Source organism: bacterium, assembly GCA_013360195.1.
Taxonomy (GTDB): Bacteria; Electryoneota; RPQS01; order RPQS01; family RPQS01; genus JABWCQ01.
Window position 1 is genome coordinate 57228 of record JABWCQ010000002.1, and the last position, 17763, is coordinate 74990.

Below are 17763 nucleotides of genomic sequence, written 5' to 3' on the forward strand. Positions count from 1 at the left end.
AAATGACCATTCAAGAAGAGTCACTTGCCCCAGATGACAAACAAAAAGCACCTGATGGCTCGGTGAATGAGTTTGAAATCGATGAGTCTGCCGACGATTTTGACGGCGCAGAAGCTCGATTTGAACGAAGGAAGTCACAGCTGGAAGCTTTGCTGCTGGCAAGCACTGAACCAATTACCGAGGCCTCGTTTTCCAACGCGGCCGGGAAGCGGGCTGGGGCGAGACTTAAGGAACTTGTTCAAGCCTTAAATCAGGACTACCTGTTACAACAGCGCGCATTTGAAATTCTGCCTGTGGCAGGCGGTTACATGCTTTTTACTCGTCCCGAGCACGGTGACTTGATAAGGCGTTATCTGGCGGAGAAGGCAAGAACTCGTCTTTCAAGAGCTGCACTCGAGTCCTTGGCTGTCATTGCCTTCAAGGGTCCGGTAACTCGAATTGAGATTGATGAGATCAGAGGAGTTGACTCCGGTGGCGTGCTTCGAAACCTGCTCGACAGGCGCCTGATCAAAGTCAAAGGCAGAGCGGAGATTGTTGGACGTCCTTTGCTGTACGAGACTACGGACGAGTTTCTGAAGTACTTTGGAATAACAAGTATCTCGGATCTGCCACGCCACGCAGAACTCACCAGAGAACTTGGAGAGCTGAGATCGGCTGAAAATCATCAGGAAGGACTGCCTCTCTCTGAACATGAAGCGGAGGCAATTGACCCGGCACATGAGGTTGGAAAGGCCGGTAATGGACATCGTGATTTGGCGCCACAAAACCTTTCTGATAGTTCTGAAGAATAATGAACATTCGGAATAGTCGCATATTGGTGTTGGGCGGTTGGGGTTTGGTTGGAAGCGCAGTGTGCAAGAAGCTGCTTGAGTATGAGCCTTCTTTTTTGGCTGTGACATCGTTGCGAAAAGCTGAAGTTGAAGAATCCATACTCGAACTTGATCCGTATCGCCGCAATTGTGAGATTGTCGTAGATTGGGGCGACATTTTCGTCACCAGTGACTTGAAAGATATGTCCCGTGTCGAGATTCTGAATGACCCCTTAACACGCCGCAGATTCATTGACGGAATCTTTGAAAAGCCGACAGATGAAAGGTTGAAGTCGTTTTTTCTACACTCAGTAATAACGAAGCATCGACCCGACATCATAGTTGATTGCGTAAACTCGGCTACAGGCCTTGCGTATCAAGATACCTACACGGCATACTACGAAGTACGAGACCTGATGGATGCGCTGGACCAAGGACACACTTTTAATGATATCAGAGACCGCGTTGAGCGACTTGCAAGCACGATCAGCGTGCCGCAGTTGATTCGACATTTACAAGTTCTTAATCATGCTTGCAGATTAGGCAAGGTCAGAATGTACGTGAAAATCGGAACCACAGGAACCGGTGGAATGGGCCTGAACATTCCGTATACGCATTCCGAAGATAAGCCATCGGGTCAGCTGCTAAGTAAGTCATCGCTTGCCGGTGCTCATAGTTTACTTCTCTTCTTGATGGGACGCACGCCAGGATCACCTCACGTGAAGGAAATTAAACCTGCAGCCGTCATCGCTTGGAAGAAAATTGGTTACGGAGAGATCAGGAGAGCAGGGAAGCCTCTTCCATTGTTTGATTGTGATCCATCCGCGTCTGTTCCACTTGGTTCGGTGTTCCGTCGAGTTGAGTCAGCCTGTGGAGAAAGTAAAGGACGAAATCTCGAAGCCGTCTACATAGACACAGGTGAAAACGGGATTTTTTCCACGGAAGAGTTCTTTACCATTACTGCAGCTGACCAAATGGAGTTTGTCACTCCCGAAGAAATTGCCAACTCTGTTGTTGCCGAAATTGAAGGCGGTAACAGCGGATTTGACGTCGTCGGTGCGCTGGATTCAGTTGTAATGGGACCAACTTATCGAGCCGGAATCCTGCGTCAGCACGCGCTAAATGAAATGGTGCGTTTGGAACGTGAATGTGGCGAGCGCAGCATCGCTTTCGAGATGCTTGGACCGCCTCATTTGTCAAAGCTGCTTTATGAAGCGTTTCTGATTTGGCTGGCCTTCCCACGGGTACTCGACTTTACAAAACTTACTGTGGAAGAATGTTCGAAATCATTGGAAAATGTAATTCGCGCAAAGGAATCGCTGCGATCCACGATCATTTCAATAGGTATCCCGATACTTTTACCTGACGGGAAGAGAATACTTCGCGGCCCTGAAGTCAAGATTCCCTCGTATGCCGGTTCGAACGAATTTGCTGTGACGGACGAGAACCTGAATGAATGGGCGAAGAAGGGGTGGATTGATCTACGACCTTCAAACATGCGCTTATGGCAGGAACGAATCGAGACGCACTTGAAGTTTGACGACGTGCTTCGACGCGAAGATAACTCATCCGGCTATCCATGGTCAACTCGATTTGAGGGTGAAGATGACAGACATTTTGTCGGTAAGATCGTCACTCGGATCTTTATTGATGAAGAAAATGGCGGCCGTATCAAAGCATGAATTCAGAGAGAACCAGACTCATTATCGCGATTGACGGTCCGGCAAGCAGCGGAAAGTCAACTACAGCAAAGCGTGTCGCCGAGAAACTCGGTCTTATGTATCTTGATACTGGAGCGATGTACCGTGCTGTTGCACTCAAGATTTATCAAAGTGGTACTGAGCTAACTGACAGAACAGCTTTGACCAAACTGCTTTCAAGTACGACAGTTACTCAGAAATTTGAAAGCGGTGAAGTACGATTCCTTCTCGATGGCAAGGACGTAACAGAAGAGATACGCACACCTGAAATCTCGTTGTGGGTCGGACCTGTGTCGGAACATTCCTTGGTACGGGAGCATCTTGTCGGATGGCAAAGGGAAATCGGCAAATCAGGGGGATTGGTGGCTGACGGGCGAGACATTGGAACCGTAGTATTCCCCAATGCAGATATCAAGATTTTTTTGGTTGCAGACTCCCATGTCCGGGCTGTACGAAGACAGAAGGAACTAGCGGCTCGCGGGATTGTACAAAACGTCGAAGAAGTCGAAGAAGCTTTGATCAAGCGAGATCATCGTGATTCCACAAGAGAACACAGTCCGCTAAGCATGGCGCCTGATGCGGTAGAAATCGACACAACGCATTTGACAATTGGCGACCAGGTAGAACGAGTTCTGTCACTGGTTAAGAAGCTTCAGGACTCGATCTCGAAATAGGGAAAGTGCGCATTTTTTATGCTACAGTGGCGCGTATCGCACGGACGCTTTTCTGGGTCCTTTACGGTGTGCGTGTTACCGGCCTGGAAAGGCTACCAAAGTCCGGACCCGTGCTAATTTGCTCAAACCATCGGTCAAATCTTGATCCGCCACTACTTGGTTCTCATTTAGATCGTGAAGTCAGCTACTTTGCAAAGGCAGAGTTGTTTAAAAACCTGTTCTTTGGGCCATTTCTGCGCAAGTTGAACGCATTCCCCGTTAAGCGCGGACAGATGGACAAATCGGCGATGTCAACCTGTATAAAGATACTGAAGTCCGGTGGTGCACTGGTATTCTTTCCAGAAGGCACACGCGCACCAGACGCCGGATTCCTCACGCCAAAATTCGGAGTCGGTTGGGTCCTGTGCAAGACGAAGGCACAGGTAGTTCCGGTTTATCTTCATGGTACAGGAAACGCCAAGGCATTCACCAAAAAGCGTCCTAGCCTTGAAATTGTAATCGGGGAACCAGTTGATGCGAATCAAATTATTAGTGACTCTCCCGACTCCCGTGAGGGATACCAACAAGTAGCAGAGAGAATCATGGAAATCATTCGCGGGCTTTCACTTCGAACGACACTTTGTGCTATCAAAGAACCGCATGAGGTGTTCCCGCGAAGCGCAATTGAAGATGAGCGATTAAGATGACTCGAGACTTCGAGCATTAATATTAAACCAACCCCGTTTCCCGGCGGGCATAAAAAATCGGGTGTAATGAGCATGGAAGAATTAACACATTCGTCTTCTGAGGAAACGAAGACAACAGCTTGGGTTGACGAGGTCTTTTTCAAGGGCCGCAAAGTTAAGCGCAGCGAGCTTCCGGAAGAGAAGCAGAGAATGACTCAGGAGGCGCAGGACCTCGCCAACTTGTATAGCAAGCTGGTTATGGAGTTCCGCGAAGGAGAGATTGTCCAGGGCAAGATCGTGTCCATAAGTGACAAGGAAATCTCAATTGATATCGGATTCAAATCAGAGGGAACTGTTGCTCGGGACGAATTCGCAAACCTCGCAGATGTAAAGATTGGTGACGATGTCGAGGTATTTCTTGATAGGGTAGAGGATCATTCTGGTCAGCTTGCCCTTTCGAAGCGCAAGGCGGACTTCATGAAGACCTGGGAGCGTATCCAGTCAATTCATGAAAAGCAGGATGTCACAACGGGTAACATTCAGCGCAGGATTAAGGGTGGCTTTGTCGTAAACGTCATGGGTGTAGAGGCCTTCTTGCCGGGATCACAGATTGATGTTCATCCTGTGCGTGATTTCGATGCGCTGGTTGGCCGTGACATGGATTTTCGTATCGTAAAGTTAAACGACGCTCGCAAGAACATAGTCGTATCACGCAAAGTTATCATTGAGGAAGGGCTCAAGGGAGTTCGCGAAAAGATACTTTCCGAGCTGCAGGTTGGTGACGTCATGGAAGGCACAGCGAAGAACATTACGGACTTCGGCGTCTTTGTTGATCTTGGCGGGGTAGACGGCCTGCTTCATATCACAGATCTTTCTTGGGGCAGAGTGAGTCACCCATCAGAAGTCGTGCAACTCGATCAGAAACTGACTGTGAAAGTACTTGACTATGATCGTGAGCGGCAGCGTATTTCAGTCGGTCTGAAACAGCTTCAGGCTCATCCATGGGATGGCGTGGACGATCGCTACCCGGTCGGAGCAAAGGTCCTTGGAAAGGTTGTCTCAATTGCCAGGTACGGCGCTTTTGTAGAACTTGAAAAGGGACTTGAGGGGCTCGTACACATATCGGAGATGAGTTGGACTCAGCATGTCAAACACCCATCTGCGATGCTTTCCGTCGGCGACGAGATTGAAGTCGTTATATTGAATATTGACAAGGAAGGCCGCAAGATTTCACTTGGCATGAAGCAAGTGGATGCGGATCCCTGGGAGAATCTCGAGCAGAAGTATGCGCCCGGTTCGCGTCACACCGGCAAGGTGCGAGATCTAGTACCGTTTGGTGCGTTTGTTGAATTGGAGGATGGGATTGACGGCTTGGTTCACATCTCAGACCTTTCATGGACCAAGCGTGTAAGACACCCCGGCGAAATTCTGCAGAAAGGTGAAGAGGTCGAGATTGTCGTCTTAGGATTTGACCGCAATGAAAGGCGAATCGCACTTGGCCTGAAACAGGCGCAGTCGAATCCTTGGGACGAGTTTGAATCTCTTTATTCTGTGGGATCACAAACTGCTGGCAAAGTAATTAGGGTCATGGACAAGGGCGTCATTGTGGAACTACCACGGGAAGTCGAGGGCTTTGTTCCGGCAAGCCAGCTTAAGCGACTTACCAAGGGTTCAAAGCAAACTGTAAGCGTTGGAGACGAGATTTCTTTGGAAGTCATTGAGTTCGACAGAGAAAACAAGAAGATTATTCTAGCAGCCCAATCACCGGACGGCGTAGAAAACGATGAGGAGATTGACTCAGAGACACGCGACCAGTACATAGTTGGAAGTGATAGCCCGCCCGCTGGATCAGAGCCGACGGAGACCCAATGAACGATTTTGCTCCTGTTGAAGGGCGCAGAGTGAAACTGACAACACTTGGCTGCAAGCTGAACCAGTATGATACTGAGATGATATTGTCTCAGCTGCGTGCAGAAGGTTATCAAGAGACTGTGCGTGCTCAGGAAGCAGAACTGATTGTCATAAATACCTGTGCGGTGACAGAAACGGCAGAGAGAAAGGGCCGCGCGGCAATCCGCGCGGCCTTTCGCTCAAACCCGAGAGCGAAGATAGTTGCGACAGGTTGTCAGGCGGAAAAATCTCCTCAGGCGTTGCTGACTCAAGGCGCTTCCATGGTGATAGGCAATCGTGAAAAGGAACGATTCTCGTCACTGATCGTTGGCACAGAGTCTGTCGTTGCTGGTGGAATTCGCGATGGAGTAGACTGGCGGGATGGTACCATTGTCTCTGGATTGCGGGGAAGAGTTCGCGCTTTCTTGAAAGTTCAAGACGGCTGCTCGCAGTATTGCACATATTGCATCGTTCCAAAATTGCGGGGATCTGGAAGAAGTTTGCCAGTTCGCGCTGCGGTCCGGCGAGCGGCCGAACTGGTAGACCAGGGTTTTCAGGAAATCGTGCTGACGGGCGTTGCACTTGGTACTTACGGATTCGATTTCGGCCAAGAGGACGCTCTTTGTGGCCTCTTGCTCGAGTTATCAAAAGTACGGGGATTAGAAAGGCTTCGATTAAGCAGTGTGGAGCCTTGGGCGGTGAGTAATCGATTCCTCGAAATTGTTGGTTTTTCGGAAGTGATATGCCCTCATCTTCATTTGCCTTTTCAAAGTGGATCAAACGAAATCCTTCGCCGCATGAATAGACGCTATAGTGTCGATGACATTCGAAAATCGTTGGATTTCGCGTTTAGCTTAAGAGAGGACTGGGGAATTGGCGCCGACATAATCGTTGGTTTTCCAGGCGAGACATCCAGCCACTTCAACGAAACCCTATCTTTAGTAAAGGATACACGCATCGCATATTTGCATGTGTTTCCATTCAGTTCTCGACCGGGTACCCCTGCAACGAAGCTTGGTGCACCAGTGTCGTCAGATGAGATCATGGAACGTGCGAACGTACTAAGAGAACTTTCAAGGACATCGCGTACTGAATTTCACAATAGATTAGTTGGTACAGAAGTGGAAGTAATTCCCGAAAATCGTGGGAGTCAGAACTACGTTTTCGGGCATGCGCGGAACTATGCGGATGTTGCATTGCCAAGAGGCCTCGCCGAGACAGGCAAAATCGCAAGATTCATCGTAGAACGCGCGGACTCAGAGTTTGTGTATTGCAGGAAACACCCAAAGAACTATGAAGCTGCCTAATGTAAACCGGGATCGGATGGTCGATCTCTTCTGTAAATTGGTATCGATTGACAGTCCGTCGAAGCAGGAAGCCAAGGTCGCGGACTTCATTGAAGACTACTTATCGCCGCTTGGACTCAAGATGTGGCGGGACGACGCTGGAATAAAGATTGGCGGGAATTGCGGTAATCTGCATGTGAGGGTACCGGCACGGGGCTCAAAGGCTCCTGCCGTCCTTTTCTCATCGCATATGGACACAGTAATGCCTGGCCTCGGCATCAAGCCGAGAATAGATGGAGACTTCATTAGGTCGGACGGGACAACAGTCCTCGGGGCTGACGACAAAGCGGGAGTCACGGCGATCCTGGAAATGCTAAAGTGTGTGCATGAAAGTGACATGCCGCACGGCCCGATTGAGGTAATTTTCGATGTTGCCGAGGAGATTGGCCTGATGGGTGCGTTTGAAGTGGACCTCGCCCAAGTGCAGGCCAAATACGCGATTGTCCTTGACGGTGAGGACATGGATCAGATAATCTACAAATCTCCAAGTGCGAATCGAATGCTTTACGAGATTGAAGGAATTGCGGCACATGCGGGAATGTGTCCTGAACGCGGCATATCGGCAATTGAGGTGTTTGCCGAGGCAGTGTCTAATATGAAGCTTGGCAGATTGGATGACGAAACCACGGCGAATATCGGAACAGTAGAAGCGGGGCGTGCAACGAACATCGTCTGTGATCGTCTGGTCTCGCGGGCGGAAGTCCGCAGCCATTCAATTCAGAAGCTCGAAGCCCAGACCCAGGCGATGACCGCCGCGATCCAGAATGCGATAGCGAAATATGAACGTGTAATTGATGGTCAATCACGCAAAGCTAACTTAAAGGAAACGATAAAGCGTGAATTCACAGCAATGGACATTCCACACAATTCATTGCCTTACCGCGTAGTGTTTGAAGCTGGAACATTTGTCGGCTTGCAAATGAAACCGGCGGCAATTGGTGGCGGAACAAACGCAAATGTCTATAATGCAAAGGGACTCCCTGCAGTCGTAATAGGTTGCGGAATGCGACAGGAACACACGACTAATGAGCATCTTGCAATTAACGACCTCGAGTTGGCTGCCCGCCTCTGCTTAGCGATTCTATTCAAGAATCACGAGGCATCTGTTGCCTGACGTCTGTCCTATGCAGTTTCTAAATCGGAGCGACTGCGCTTCAATGTCCTCTGCTGGTTGTCAGGCAGAGGACTTTCATATAGTTCTTAAAGATCTGGAGATATTCTACTGATGAAGACGCATTTCCCGCGAATTCTAGGCATAGGCCTGACATACGATGATGTATTGCTTATACCGGCGGCATCAAACATGTTGCCGTCAGAAGTGTCGATTTCGAGCAGGTTGACGACCGGTATTAACCTGAACATTCCTCTAGTATCTGCTGCCATGGACACAGTATCCGAGGCCGAACTTTGCATCGCGCTTGCAAGGCAGGGGGGAATCGGTGTAATCCACAAGAATATGACTGCCGAAGAACAGGCTGCCGAAGTTGACAGAGTTAAACGAAGTGAATCTGCAGTAATTTATGAACCATATACGTTGCCTCCGACTGCCAAATTGGCTGATGCATTACGATTGAAACGTTCAAAAGGTGTCAGCGGTATCCCAATTATCGACGAAAACGGACAGTTGGTGGGTATAGTAACGGACCGGGATGTTCGATTCGAAAGAGATTTGGAAACACCCGTTACATCTTTAATGACACCGCGAGAGAAACTTGTGACGGCGCCAATTGACACGGAGCTGAGCGAGGCCGAGCAGATCCTGCAAAAGCACCGGATTGAGAAGCTACTATTGGTGAACGAAAGAGGGGAGCTTGCAGGACTGGTAACGGTGAAAGACATACAGAAACGAACCCAGTTCCCAAATGCATGTAAAGATAAAGAGGGAAGATTGAGAGTTGCGGCAGCGGTCGGGATAGGTCTCGATGCAGCTCATCGAGCAGAGTTGCTTGTCAACGCCGATGTGGACGCACTGGTCGTTGACTCTGCCCACGGTCATTCGGCAAATGTGCTCAAAGCTGTAGAGTCCTTGAAGAACAAATACCCGGATGTCGATATCATCGCAGGAAACGTGGTTACGGCAGAAGGCGCTTTGGCGCTGGCATCGTCAGGAGCAAATGCAGTAAAAGTAGGGGTGGGTCCGGGTTCCATTTGCACAACACGCGTCGTCGCTGGCGTTGGAGTGCCTCAAATCACAGCAGTCATGTGGGTAGTGGAGGCACTGGAAAAGCACGGAGTACCAGTGATTGCAGATGGTGGCATAAGGTACTCAGGCGATATCGCCAAGGCAATTGCGGCAGGTGCTTCATCTGTCATGATTGGAAGCTTGTTTGCGGGAACTGAAGAAGCGCCAGGTGAAACCGTATTAGTTGACGGTCGCAGCTATAAGCTCTTCCGAGGAATGGGGTCCATAGGAGCCATGAAAAAAGGATCGGCGGACCGGTATTTCCAGTCCGCCGTTGAAGCAAGCGGTAAATTTGTCCCTGAAGGAATTGAGGGTAAAGTTCCGTATAAAGGTAAGTTATCAGATACTGTCTTCCAACTTACCGGAGGGCTTAGAGCTTCTATGGGCTATTGCGGTGCTTCAAACATACGTGAAATGCAAACAAAGACACGATTTGTTGAGGCCACTGCCGCTGGTTACACCGAAAGCCACCCGCATGATGTCTCGATTGTCCAGGAAGCACCTAACTACTCGCGACCCAAATAGCGTTACCAATTGGACAAAAAAGAGCCGGTGAAATTGCTGTGGCCGGAGGGGGACGATGGCCACGAGCTCACCGGCTCGGCGGGGGAACTTAAAATCTAAGAATTCAAGGAGTTGGCATGTCTTGCCAAGCGTGCCTTTCGACGTGCTGCGGTCCTTGGATGTAAAATCCCTTTTGAAGCCATTCTGTCAAGAGTAGTATACGCAGAACTGAGCTTGTCAATAACCTGGGTTGCATCGGTTTGTTGCGTCACACGCTTTTCCGCAGTTCGGCACCGCGCACGATCCCGGCGATTCCTCTCCCGGGCTTTTGCGGCAGTTTTCATCCGCTTTTCACAAGATTTATGTTGTGGCATTCTGTGGGAAAAAACCTTATCTTCTTGAAATTGTTACGACAAACGATCCAGCTCCCTGATACTGTGATAAGGGTCGCAGGAAGTGACGCAATATAAACAAGACTCAAATCAAAGTCAAGTGAATAATTTCACGCTTCCGTTGCAGGTAGCGGATATCCTCAAGGAAACCCATCGCATTACGGTACTTACCGGTGCCGGCATATCTGCGGAGTCGGGCTTGGAAACGTTTCGAGGCAAATCCGGCATCTGGAACCAAATGAAGCCTGAAGAACTTGCGAGTATGGACGGCTTCATGGCAAACCCAGGACTGGTTTGGGAGTGGTATAGATATAGAAGGACAATCCTGGCGACCGCACAACCGAATCCAGCTCATCATGCCTTAGCTGAATGGTCAAAACTGTGCAAAGACTTTACTCTTGTAACCCAGAACGTCGATGGTTTACACCAAGTTGCAGGCCAAAGAGCTGTTTTGGAACTACACGGGAACATCAGACTCAATCGATGTCTCAGATGCGGCAAAGAAGAGGATGCGGAATTGCTTGCTTCGCATGATGGAATTCCTTATTGTCAATGCGGTGGTCAGTTGCGTCCCAGCGTAGTTTGGTTCGGCGAAGAACTTCCCAGAAAAGTGCTTGACGAAGCGATACGAGCATCAGACTCGTGCCAGCTGTTTCTTGTAATCGGAACTTCGGCGGAAGTCTATCCAGCCGCACATTTGCCCGAGATTGCCAGAGAACACGGAGCAGCAACTCTGGAAATAAACGTGGAGCAAACCCGTTTCAGTTCACAAGCAACGGTTTCAATACTCGGCCTAGCGTCCCAGGCAGTGCCAGCAGTCCTTCAAACTTGGAAATCACTGAATCTTCAATAGCCCAAAGATGATAGCAAGAAAGCTCGCGTCCATAGCGATTTGGAGCGCCTTATTGGCCGTATTCGTCCATGGTGGATGTGCGTACTATAACACGTTTTACAACATCAAGAAGGACTTTAAGGCCGCGGAAAGGCAGCAACAGAAAGTACTCGCAACTGGCGAAGCAACAATGCCGCCACGCCCCGGGCAGCCCAATCAGAGTTCTTCATCGGCGCAAGTATACCAGAATATCTTGCAGTCTTGCGCAAAGCTGCTTGAATACTATCCGAACAGCCGGTGGATAGATGATGCTTTAATGATCATGGGGATTTGTTACTACAGATCTGACGAGTTCGCGCGCGCCGAACGGAAATTCACTGAACTGCTTACGATTTTTCCAACCAGTAAGCACACTGAAGACGCGCTTGTTTGGAAAGCCAGGTCTCTTTTTGCGCAGGAACAACTGGACGTTGCAGAAGAATTTCTTTCGACCGCAGAAGTCAAACTGAAGTCTCCGGACGCTATTGCAGCAACTTATAGAATACGAGCTCGCATTAGCGAAAAACGAGAGCGTCCAGAAGAAGCTATCTCCTTTTTGGAACGAATTCGTGACATTTCATATGACCGAAGCGACAAGGCAAGCGACTTCCTTTCTCTTGGCAAATCCTATGAAAAATTGTCACGAAATTCTGAAGCAAAATCCGCGCTTCTGCGATGTCTGGATCTTACCAGGGATCCGAGCGAAGTCTTTGAAGCAAGGCGACTATTAGCGCAGATGGAGTCGCAGGAGGGGAACTATCAGAAGGCGCGTGCACTATTGAGACCTCTTCAAACAGATCGAAGGTTTCTCGAACGGGCGGGAGATGTCCAAGTAGAATTAGCAAGAGTTGAAGCAGTTAGCGGTTCCCCGGATTTATGTATCCAGATGCTGGAGCTTTATTGTTCCACTGCTCCGCAAGGAGAGTCAAAAGCAAGAGCCTATTACCTTCAAGGCGAAGTCGCGCGGGACAGACTAGGTCACTATGAAATCGCACAAGCGAAATTTGACAGCGTGGCAGGGGCGGGTGCTTCACGGTCATTGCAGGATTCAGCGCGGATCATGTCAAGACAGCTTCAACAAGGACTAACCGCTCTTTCTGTAATCCCCGAGCTTGAGAATAATCTGAGATCGTTGCTTCAAGAACCGCAAGAAGCTAAAACCTCCGATTCTGCAGAGGCACGTGACTCGAATGCGAGCGCCGGTCTAAACGAGACCAAAACTTCCGATACCGAAGTATTGAATCGGGGAGCCGAGCAAGTATCGACAGCCGATACGATGGTCAGCATTTCAAGTGCAGACACGAATTCTCAAAGTCGTGAGGTAACAACAAACGATTCCACGGACTCACTCCGCCCGGACACCGAGTTCATACCCGAATCAAGGATCGACTCGAACTTGAGTCCAGCCGAGCTGGTAACGGATTCAATCATGAGAGCCTTGTCACAAAACGACTCGCTGCGGAGGAGTTTGACAGAGGAAATAAAGGACGACTCCGTCCCGAAAGCCGAGCAGGAGAAAGCAGATTCGAATGACACTAATGTTTTGAGGGAAAGAATTGCGTCAATCAGTGTCCAACTCGTGGCCGCACATCTTGACGCTGCTTCTTTCTACGAATTGGTTGTGAACCAGCCTGACAGTGCACTTGAGCATACAAAAAGAGCGGTTGCAGTTCCCGATTCATCTTACGAACATTGGCGCGCAAGCATGCAACTTGGACTTGAACTTGAGAGGCGAGATCCGAGTGATCAAGGCGCGCTTGTTCAGTTTCAGCGGATTGCTGCCGCCGAAGCTGCGCCAACATCAATTAGAAACGCAGCAAGGGCAAGACTAGGCCTTCCTGAATTAGCGGTTGAAAAGAGTGATCAGGAACTCGCTTTGGAATTGGCAGAAAAGAAGTTTTTGACCGATTCAGTCGACTCGAACGAGCTTCTCATGTTGTACAGGGCGGCGCTAGCATATGATTCAACAAGCGCATCAGGGATCAAATCACTTCAGGCAATCGCCTACATCCAGGAGTACCTTCAAGCTGAGTATGATTCAGCTCTGCACACGCATCTAGCAATCGGGCGGTTGTTCCCCGATTCGACTTTCTCCGAAGTTTCAATTCTGAAAGCACAGGAACCGGATTCGAATTCGATTTTCATGATGACCGATGAGGACTTGCAGGCGACTCTCGCACCGGTAATTGATGTCTTGAGTACTTCATCAGATTCGACTGGTTGGCCACCAGAGGAGTCATCACTTCGTGGCCGGCGATTCCATTGATGTCCAATCTAGCCATTCGCATTGCTGCAACCATTGTTGGAATTCCAATTCTACTGACCGCGGCGATGGTCGGAGGGAGTTGGCTAATCCTGTTGATTGTAATGATTCAGCTGGCCATCTTGCTTGAATGGCGTAAGTTTGCACATGCTGCTGGTGTTCCTCTTTGGTCACCGGCCGTGGGAATAGCCGTCGCAGGATTGGATTTGTTTGTTTTCGGGACGCACAGCAATTTGATGAATGGTGAATCTATTGCTGCTATCTACTTTTGGGTACTGTTGGTAGTTTTCAGCCGCTCAAGAAAGCCGTTGCTTCAATTGGGATATGGCGCACTGTTTCTTGTGTACGTGGCTTTGCCATTGTCGCTTTGGTTCAGTATCACCCAAAGTGGAAATGATGAACGATTTGGACGGATTGGTGCACTAGGTGTTTTATTTTTGTCGACATGGCTCTGTGATTCCGCTGCATATTTTGGAGGCCGGACATTCGGCAGAACAAAACTCTACCCGATGGCAAGTCCCAACAAGACCGTAGAAGGAGCGGTATCAGGATTTCTGGGAAGCTCAACTTTATTACCGGTAATGTCGTCTGTTGGCGCCGCAATACCAAACACTTCAGATTTCGTTGCAATCCCAATAATAACCGGCATTGCAGGTCAAATCGGCGATCTTATTGAATCGCTAATGAAGCGTGAAGCGGGAATGAAAGATAGCTCGAGGATGATTCCCGGACATGGTGGATTTCTGGACCGATTCGATTCACTTCTGCTTTCCTCGCCTCTTTTTCTTGCCTACCTATATTTTACAACAACGTAGCAAAGTTATAAAAGTTGATGCGGATTAGAACCGAAACCAGTCAAGCTTCGCCCGAGGTCGTGAGAATGTTCGATCGCATATCGAGTTCATACGACCGTCTAAATAGGTTCTTCTCGATGGGGATCGACGTAGTATGGCGCAGTCATGCTGTCAAAGACTTGAAGTTGACTCCAGGAATGTCAATCCTTGATTGCAGTGCAGGTACCGGTGACATGTCATTGGAAGCGCATCGGCAATGCAGCGATATCCATACAATTCTATATGATCCCGCAGAAAGCATGCTTCAGATTGCAGGCCAAAAGGCAAGCAGGCGCGGCATACGCAGCTTTGAGTTGAAGTGCGGTGCTGCAGAGCAAATCGACTATCCGGACTGCTACTTTGACCGTTTCATGGTTGCATTTGGCATTCGCAATTTCCAGCATCTTGAAAAAGGATTAGGTGAACTTCATCGTGTTCTGAAACCAGGGGGTAGCGGAGTGATTTTGGAGTTTACGCCTGATAGATCCAAGATTATAGACTTCCTGTTCAAGTGGTATATGTGGTGGGTCATGAGACCGATCGGAGGTGCCGTATCAAGAGACAAGGACGCCTACCGATACCTTGCCGAGACCATTCAGAAGTTTCCAAGTTCGGAAAAACTTGTGGACATGTATCGAAGCGTCGGCTTTAGCCATGTTGAGGCAAAGCGATTATCTCTCGGAATCGCTACCAGGTTTCTCTTGACTAAATAGAGCGAATGAACTTGCGGCGTGACGTTTCCCGTAATGACATTCCGTCGCTAGGCATCTTCATATGCTCCCTTCTCGGAGCAGTATTGTCACTGTTCATTTGCGTCAGCATAGTAAAGTTGCTTGTACTGACGTCCGTGCTCGCGGTTTGCGGCTTATTGGGCTTAGTGTTCATTTCGTCAAGCAATGTCAGTCGATTTCTGGTCTATACGGCGATCGTTTTGACTGTAGTGTTGCGAGGTGTATCCTCACTTTCCAGAGACGAAAGGACACATTTTAGTGAATCTATTTCTGACACCGCGACAGTCTCTTGTCGCGGTGTTGTGGCTTGGAAGGATGAATCATTTGGGGAATCATCTCATGGCAGAGTGTGGCTTGAATATGTGCAAATACGCACAGATACTGTATGCCTGAACCTGCAAAACACTCGCATTCGACTTCGAATACCAGAGCTTAATTCAGCGACCATATCTGTTGGCGATGTAGTTGCTTTTCAAGGAATCCTGGAATCCGCCGCTTCAATTCAAAGTCGATCCGTGAAAGAGCTTTGCTGGTCATTAAGAGAAAAGCACATTGCGGAGGCAAGACTTAGCGATACGTTGTCACTTGTGGTTCTCCAGAGCAGCGGCGGCCTGCGTAGAATCGTGCATTCAGCGAGAGAGAAGATCATTGACACACTTGAGCGCTTCCTGAAACCCGATGCGAGGGTAGTAGCCGGTGCATTATTGCTGGGATCCCGCGGCAGCTTCACACCAGAGTTTCGGCACGACCTTCAAATGACCGGTCTCGCTCACCTATTCGCATTGAGCGGACTTAATACAGGACTCCTTGTGTCCTTACTTTGGCTTGTACTTTCATGTCTAAGAATTCCAAGCAAACCAAGGTATCTGCTACTCCTCGGGATCTTAGCCTTCTATTGTATGCTCGGCCTGGGCGTGCCATCACTATTTCGATCCTCTTTGATGGCGGGCTTGGTAATTATTGCTCGTCTCCTTGCGAAGCCTAGTCATCCCATAAACCTCCTTTTATTCGCGGCAGCAGTTGAGCTGTTTGTGTGGCCACTGCACGTTCTTGATGCCGGTTTTCATCTAAGCTATCTTTCTATGGCAGGCATACTTGCGGCGTACAGCAAGCTGAAAATCCCGTTGCAGAACTTGCTTAGATCCGAATCAAGCTCAATTCGCCGAAGAATCTCTGATATCTTAGCGGGAACTTTTGGGGCACAGTTTGCGACGGCACCTGTTGCGGCACTTTTTTTTCAGCAGGTCCCGGCGATCGCCGTGCTCGCAAATGTAGTCGCAATACCACTCTTTTCATTGCTAATAGTATTAACAATTACGCTACTATTATTCGCAAGTATAATTCCCTACCTCGCCATTGTCCTGGCTAGAACGATCGAGCTTTTGGTGGACTTTCTAGGGATACTGGTCACTTCATCCGCAGAGCTTGTTGGTTCGAGCATATCAGTCATCTTGCCGACTTATACACACTTTCTTGCAGTTATTTTAGTAATTGCTGCGGTGTCATTCGCTCTGGCAGGGAGGACATACTGGACATTGGTGCTTGGCCTACTGACATTGAATCTGTTTCAATGGGCACCATTGCTTGAAACTAACGACGAAACAAAAGTGATTTCTTACGGTGACCGCTACAGCAATCTCTTGTTCGTTCAATCCGCGGGCAGCACGTGCTTGATCGGGTGCGGAAGTCAGTGGTCAGAGTCGAGGACAAGGGATTTTATCACAAATGAGCTTCGAAAGTGCGAAAGGAACAGTTTAGATATTTTGATTATTCCAACTAGATTTAGTAAAGATATCGGTGGTTCTGAAATTGTTATAGACGAATTTCGCCCTGGAGTCTTAGTAGATCTTGGTCATCCTGTCGAATCAAATAGTTCAGATGAACTTGATGCGGTTATTAGTTTGTCCAAAATACCATACAAGAGGGGAGAAACTGGTGATCAGTGGTCTACTGGCGATGTCAATTGTTTGGTAAATTACGTCGACAGGTCAGCAAAAGGCACCACATGGGAAATTAGCATAAGTGGCGGAAAAGCCAGTTTAAGAGTGTCAAATGACACAATAGCAGTTCGTGATTTAGAGAAGACACTTGACGACACTTCCGCGCTTGTGATCGGGTTTCCACCAGCAAAATCGATGCATGGTATCTGGCATTTTACAGAAGCTGGATGGCAAAGGCGTGATTCCCGTTCTTATGCCTTGATGAACGCATTTCATTTACCTTTGACCTGAAATGCAAGGCCAGAATCAAATCATGCTCTATTCTAAATGTGCCGTTGAGTTTGAATACATCAAGTCCGGGCATTTTACAATCATAGGCTGCGATGAAGCGGGTCGCGGCCCTTTGGCCGGGCCAGTTGTCGCAGCTGCGGTTGTATTCTCCGACTGTTCGACAATATGGAAATGCAGGGATTCCAAGTCGGTTTCACAGGCACGCAGAGAAGAAACCTATGAGGAGATAATCACGAATCTTTGTTACTCTTTCTCAATTGTCTCTTCAGCGGAGATTGATAACCTAAATATTAGAGTCGCATCACTTAAAGCGATGTCAGATGCAGTTCGCAAGTTGGATGTGATACCGGATGCAATTCTAATAGATGGCAGAGATACGCTACCCGAATTTATTCAAAGCCATGCAATCGTAAAGGGTGATTCGAAAGTGTCGACGATTTCAGCTGCATCTATTGTTGCGAAGGTTATCCGGGATCGTTTGATGCTTGAGTATGATCGACAGTTTCCCGAATATGGATTCGGGAGGCACTTCGGATATCCTACAGAGTTTCATAGAAAGGCGCTAATTAAGCATGGGCCGTGTCCGATTCACAGAAAGACTTTTAAAGGCGTTAAAGAGCTACTTTAATCTTTCGCCAAGTAACGGCTCCGCACCAGACGTTGCGAAGCGCG

At 48.7% G+C, this 17763-nt stretch carries 15 protein-coding genes; 14 read left to right on the forward strand and 1 reads right to left on the reverse strand.

Going from position 1 to position 17763, the window contains the following annotated elements; genetic code table 11:
- Nucleotides 1–2: 2 nt before the first annotated feature.
- The 8 genes from scpB (at nt 3) to guaB (ending at nt 9791) form a co-directional block, all read left to right on the forward strand.
- The gene (gene scpB, locus HUU59_01510; GenBank protein ID NUO18113.1) at nt 3–791 is read left to right on the forward strand and encodes an SMC-Scp complex subunit ScpB; all 789 of its coding nucleotides are present in this window, start codon (nt 3–5) and stop codon (nt 789–791) included.
- On the forward strand, nt 791–2491 hold the full coding sequence (locus HUU59_01515; protein ID NUO18114.1) for a short-chain dehydrogenase: 1701 nt from the start codon (nt 791–793) through the stop codon (nt 2489–2491). Before scpB ends, HUU59_01515 begins: the two co-directional genes overlap by 1 nt.
- The gene (locus HUU59_01520; GenBank protein ID NUO18115.1) at nt 2488–3183 is read left to right on the forward strand and encodes a (d)CMP kinase; all 696 of its coding nucleotides are present in this window, start codon (nt 2488–2490) and stop codon (nt 3181–3183) included. Before HUU59_01515 ends, HUU59_01520 begins: the two co-directional genes overlap by 4 nt.
- 5 nt (nt 3184–3188) lie before the next feature.
- Nucleotides 3189–3869 (forward strand): 1-acyl-sn-glycerol-3-phosphate acyltransferase, encoded by a 681-nt coding sequence (locus HUU59_01525; protein NUO18116.1) that lies wholly within the window; start codon nt 3189–3191, stop codon nt 3867–3869.
- Between the two features lie 72 nt (nt 3870–3941).
- Complete coding sequence (rpsA, locus tag HUU59_01530; protein ID NUO18117.1) at nt 3942–5720, forward strand: 30S ribosomal protein S1; 1779 nt, start codon at nt 3942–3944, stop codon at nt 5718–5720.
- Nucleotides 5717–7045, forward strand: a complete 1329-nt coding sequence (gene mtaB, locus HUU59_01535) for a tRNA (N(6)-L-threonylcarbamoyladenosine(37)-C(2))-methylthiotransferase MtaB (protein ID NUO18118.1) — start codon at nt 5717–5719, stop codon at nt 7043–7045. Before rpsA ends, mtaB begins: the two co-directional genes overlap by 4 nt.
- On the forward strand, nt 7032–8198 hold the full coding sequence (locus HUU59_01540) for a M20/M25/M40 family metallo-hydrolase (protein ID NUO18119.1): 1167 nt from the start codon (nt 7032–7034) through the stop codon (nt 8196–8198). Before mtaB ends, HUU59_01540 begins: the two co-directional genes overlap by 14 nt.
- A gap of 111 nt (nt 8199–8309) precedes the next feature.
- Nucleotides 8310–9791, forward strand: a complete 1482-nt coding sequence (guaB, locus tag HUU59_01545; protein NUO18120.1) for an IMP dehydrogenase — start codon at nt 8310–8312, stop codon at nt 9789–9791.
- 95 nt (nt 9792–9886) lie between these two features.
- Here the strand turns inward: guaB and HUU59_01550 are convergent, their stop codons facing one another.
- Nucleotides 9887–10114, reverse strand: coding sequence for a 30S ribosomal protein S20 (locus tag HUU59_01550; GenBank protein NUO18121.1), 228 nt, complete (start codon nt 10112–10114; stop codon nt 9887–9889).
- 184 nt (nt 10115–10298) lie between these two features.
- On the opposite strand from HUU59_01550, the gene HUU59_01555 reads away from it, so the two are divergent.
- The 6 genes from HUU59_01555 (at nt 10299) to HUU59_01580 (ending at nt 17719) form a co-directional block, all read left to right on the forward strand.
- On the forward strand, nt 10299–11015 hold the full coding sequence (locus tag HUU59_01555) for an NAD-dependent deacylase (GenBank protein NUO18122.1): 717 nt from the start codon (nt 10299–10301) through the stop codon (nt 11013–11015).
- A 7-nt stretch (nt 11016–11022) separates the two neighbouring features.
- Nucleotides 11023–13299: a tetratricopeptide repeat protein gene (locus HUU59_01560; protein ID NUO18123.1), complete on the forward strand. Its 2277-nt coding sequence runs from the start codon at nt 11023–11025 to the stop codon at nt 13297–13299.
- Nucleotides 13299–14111 (forward strand): phosphatidate cytidylyltransferase, encoded by an 813-nt coding sequence (locus HUU59_01565; protein ID NUO18124.1) that lies wholly within the window; start codon nt 13299–13301, stop codon nt 14109–14111. The genes HUU59_01560 and HUU59_01565 overlap by 1 nt, the downstream gene beginning before the upstream one ends.
- A 65-nt stretch (nt 14112–14176) precedes the next feature.
- Nucleotides 14177–14842, forward strand: coding sequence for a ubiquinone/menaquinone biosynthesis methyltransferase (locus HUU59_01570; protein ID NUO18125.1), 666 nt, complete (start codon nt 14177–14179; stop codon nt 14840–14842).
- Between the two features lie 83 nt (nt 14843–14925).
- Entirely contained in the window at nt 14926–17091 is a 2166-nt protein-coding gene (locus HUU59_01575) for a ComEC/Rec2 family competence protein (protein ID NUO18126.1), read from the forward strand.
- A gap of 22 nt (nt 17092–17113) precedes the next feature.
- A complete protein-coding gene (locus HUU59_01580; GenBank protein NUO18127.1) occupies nt 17114–17719 on the forward strand; it encodes a ribonuclease HII in 606 nt (201 codons plus the stop codon).
- Nucleotides 17720–17763: the final 44 nt, after the last annotated feature.